Origin of the sequence: Kitasatospora sp. NPDC058965 (genome assembly GCF_042741245.1) — a bacterium.
Classification (GTDB): Bacteria; Actinomycetota; Actinomycetes; order Streptomycetales; family Streptomycetaceae; genus Kitasatospora.
This window is the reverse complement of sequence record NZ_JBHYKG010000130.1, coordinates 18977-22606: the sequence shown is the minus strand read 5'-3', so window position 1 is coordinate 22606 and position 3630 is coordinate 18977. Positions and strand designations below refer to the sequence as shown.

The window sequence follows — 3630 nt, the reverse complement described above, 5'->3', positions numbered from 1 at the left end:
GGTGTTGGTTTTTTATATTATCCCACTGTTTTGGTCGGGTGGGGTGGATCGGGGTGTGGGGGGGGGGGGGCCGGGGGGCCCCCCGCGCCCCCCCGGCGCGGGCGCGGTGCTGCTCAGAACAGGGGGTCGGGGTCGGTGGGCGGTTCGGGGAGCAGTAGTACGGCCAGGGGGGCGCACCGCTCGCGGGCCAGTGCCTCGCGTTCGCTCCTCTCGCCGGCGGTGGCGGGCCGGATGCGGACGCTGTCGACGTCCGGGGCGTCCTCGGCGGTGTAGCCGGACTCCTCCAGCGCCCCGCTCATCGCGGCCAGGGAGCTGACGTAGTTGTCGGTGAGGCACCACAGCACGACGCTGTCGTACGGGATCTCCTCGGTGGCCGGTTCCTCGCGCAGCGCGAAGTCGCCTTCGTCGTCGGGGCCGCGGTCCTCGGGGGCCGGTGCCGGCCGCCACCCTTTGGCGGCCAGGACGGCAGCGACCGCCCGCCCGGTGGCCGGGGGCGGGCCGGGCGCCGCCTTTCGCCGGGCGGCCCGGCGCCCGGTCACCGGTCCTCCGGCTCGTCGTCGTCCTCGCCGTCCCCGCGGTTCTCGGGGGCTTCGGGCAGGGGCATCCCGATCTCGATGAACCACGCCTCGGCGATGTCTGCGGTGTCGCCGCCGTTGAGGTAGCCCTCGTGGGCCTGCATGTCGGTGAGGCGGGAGTGGAGCACCGCGACGGCGGCAGGCAGGTCGACCGGCCCGGGGGTGTGCGGGGTCATGGTGGAGCTCCGTTCTGTCGGGGTGGCCGGGGGCGGTGTGGGCCGCCCCGGCGGGAGTGGGGTGGTCGGTGCGGCCGTGGGTCGGCGGGGGCAGAGGGCTTTCGGCCCTCCGCCCCGGGTGGGGCGGTGTGGGTCAGGCGGCGAGCGTGAGGTCTCGCTGGAGCGGCTCGCCGGTGATGGCCTCGACGAGGGCCGAGACGATGAGCTCGGCGACGGGCGGGGTGACCGCGTTGCCGTACTGGCGGACCTGGTCCTTGGCGGTGCCCAGAACGATGTAGTCGTGGCCGAACGCCATGGCGCGGCCGATCTCGCGGGGCGTCAGCATCCGGAACAGGACGTCGTCGAGGTCGATCTCCTGGCCGTCCAGGAGCTGGTGGGTGATCAGCGACCACCGGTCCTTGGTGGTGATGGTGCCCACCGGGTCGGTGACGGGGCGGGCCCGGCCGTTGGTGTAGTACGGCACGAGCAGCCGCTGGATCTGCGCGTTCGGCGCGGTGACCAGCCCGTGGTGGTTGCCGCTCGCGGTCACCGTGGTCAGCGGTACCGTCACCGGCCGGAAGCGGCCCTTGTCGCCCCCGCCGCGCAGGGGGACGATGAACGGCTCCCAGCCCAGGTCCGGCTGCGTGGGGCCGGTCGGAGCGGCGATCAGGGTGTCCTCGGCCTTGGCGGCCGGCTGGGGCCGGTACTTGCGCAGCCCGGCCAGGATGCGGGCCAGGGTCGCGTCGGCGAGGGGCTCGGAGCGGTCGCCGACCCGGGTGCCGGGCGTGTTCCAGTCGATGATGCTGTCGGCGCCCAGGATCTCCGGCTCGACGATGCTGTGGCGGCAGGCCGAGCTCGGGCAGCGGTAGTAGTACTGGCCGTGGCGGCCGTAGCTGCCCATGTCGTCGCCGGGCTTCTTGAAGACCTGGAGGGCGTCGACCACCTTGTCGCACGCGCGGCAGTAGGCGCGGGGGCGCAGCCACTTGTCCCAGTCGGGCCGGCGGCCGAGCTTCTTGTGCCAGTAGGCGACGTAGGCCCGGTCACGGGACTGCGGGGCGGGCAGGCAGCGCACCGGCCGGGCGTGCGAGGAGTTGAAGGCGATCACCTTCACCTCGTAGCCCTCCGCCTTGATCTCCCTGATCCAGCGATCCCACTCGGCCCACTTGCGGACCTCGATCACGTTCTCGACCATGCCGACCAGGACCGGGGTGCCGCGAAGGTTCATCGCCCGCAGGTACCGGGGCACCTCCTCCATCAGCGCCCGGGCCCGCTTGATCATGGGGTCCGGCTCCTTCTCCCCGAAAAGGACGCCCTGGGTCGACTTGTCGAAGTCCCGGCGCTTGCCGCGGGCGTCGGCCCAGGGCGGACAGCTGGGGGAGGAGCAGAAGACGTCGGCGGAGGGGAACTTGGTGATGTCGGTGCGGGCGATGTCCTCGACGAAGTGCTCCACGTGCGGGAAGTTCGCCGCATGCGTGGCGACGGCCTGCGGGTTGTGGTTGGCCGCGAGGATCAGCTCCGTCCCGGGGACGGCGTCCGCGCCTTGGCTCGTACCGCCAGCGCCGGCGAACTCGTCGAACACCTTGAGCGTCATGGGTTGTGTCTCCAGTTGGAAGGTTCGAAGGGGTGTCGGCCCGGCGGTGGGGAGCCACTCCCACCGCCCGCCAACAAGAGAACGATATCAGACTTCAAGCCCGATTGGAAGCGGGTTTGCTGCCTTGACCGCTGGTCATCGGCCCCATGCCGCCCGCAGACGCGCCTCGGCCAAGCCGTGCACCTCGATGCGCTCCCGCTCCGTCCGGCCGAACGCGCGGTACTCCGCGTCGGCCTCGCGCAGCTTCCGGGCCACCTCGGCGCTCTCCCGCCTGGCCCGCATCACCCGCCCGTAGGCGTGGCCGGCCTGGACGGCCAGTGCCGCCTCCCGCATCCTCGCCAGGCCGTCCTCCAGCTCGGGGTCGGCGAGCGCCGCCTCGATCAGCGGCGGCAGCACCCGGAGCGCCTTGCGTGCCGAAGCGCTGTCCGCCCGGGCGGCATCGCGACTCCGGGCCCACGCCAGGGGCCAGGCGCCCCGTCAGTGATCGCTCGTGCGAGAACTCCGGCACCAACGGGATGCGGTACTCCACGTGGACCGTCGACCAAGCGGTGATCCGGTCCAGCTGCTCGGCGGCCGGCGGCACCGAGACGACCGCCCGTGCGCCGCGCCAGGGCAGTTCCCTGGAGAGGGTGCTCACGACGCGCCCCCGGGCGTCCGGCCGGGCGCAGCGGGGCGCTGCGGCCAGGGGAGCGTCAGGGTGTACCGGCCCGGGTGGCCGGCGGCCGCGGTGATGTTCCACGGCCTGCCGTCGGCGGCCGGTGCCATGCTGGCGGCGGCGAACCGGGCCGCCCACGACTCCGGCCCGCCGCCGTCGCGGCCGGCCAGTTCGACGGCGGCGTACAGCGATTGCAGGGCGTCCGCGAGCGCCCTCCCGTCCTCCGGCCACAGGGAGCGGAGCTGGGTCGGGGCGACCAGCACCGCGCTGCGGGAGCGGAGCTCGGCGAAGACGGGCTTCGGCCCGAACTGGCCGCCGTCGCGCAGGGCGACGTCGACCTGGCGGGCGTCGCTCCAGACGGAGCGCACCACGTACGCGGCGTCGAACGCCAGGGCGTCGGCGAGGTCGGCCCGGGTGGCCGGGCCCGGGTGCAGTTCGTGGAGTCGGCGCCGGGCGTCGAGATGGCGGGCCGGCTCGTCGTACGGGTCGGGCAGGGGTGCGGTGGTCATGGTGCAGTACTTCCTCTCGGCGGGGTCGGCGGGGCGCCGGGGGGGGGGGGGGGCCCCCCCCCCCCCCCGGGGGGGGGGGGGGGGGGGGCCCCCCCCCCCCGGGGCCCCGGCGGGGGTTGGGTGGGGTTTAAGGTGTGGCCCGGGG

The 3630-nt window shown here is 74.2% G+C and carries 5 protein-coding genes; all 5 read right to left on the bottom strand.

The features are described from left to right. Positions 1-113 precede the first annotated feature (113 nt). Positions 114-539 (bottom strand): hypothetical protein, encoded by a 426-nt coding sequence (locus tag ACFW1A_RS21720; protein WP_380410772.1) that lies wholly within the window; start codon positions 537-539, stop codon positions 114-116. After that, entirely contained in the window at positions 536-751 is a 216-nt protein-coding gene (locus ACFW1A_RS21715) for a hypothetical protein (RefSeq protein WP_380410771.1), read from the bottom strand. The genes ACFW1A_RS21720 and ACFW1A_RS21715 overlap by 4 nt, the downstream gene beginning before the upstream one ends. A 133-nt stretch (positions 752-884) precedes the next feature. Next, the gene (locus ACFW1A_RS21710; RefSeq protein WP_380410770.1) at positions 885-2321 is read right to left on the bottom strand and encodes a DNA cytosine methyltransferase; all 1437 of its coding nucleotides are present in this window, start codon (positions 2319-2321) and stop codon (positions 885-887) included. A 135-nt stretch (positions 2322-2456) separates the two neighbouring features. Then, positions 2457-2717, bottom strand: a complete 261-nt coding sequence (locus ACFW1A_RS21705) for a hypothetical protein (RefSeq protein WP_380410769.1) — start codon at positions 2715-2717, stop codon at positions 2457-2459. 237 nt (positions 2718-2954) lie between these two features. Next, entirely contained in the window at positions 2955-3485 is a 531-nt protein-coding gene (locus ACFW1A_RS21700; protein WP_380410768.1) for a hypothetical protein, read from the bottom strand. Between the last annotated feature and the right edge of the window lie 145 nt (positions 3486-3630).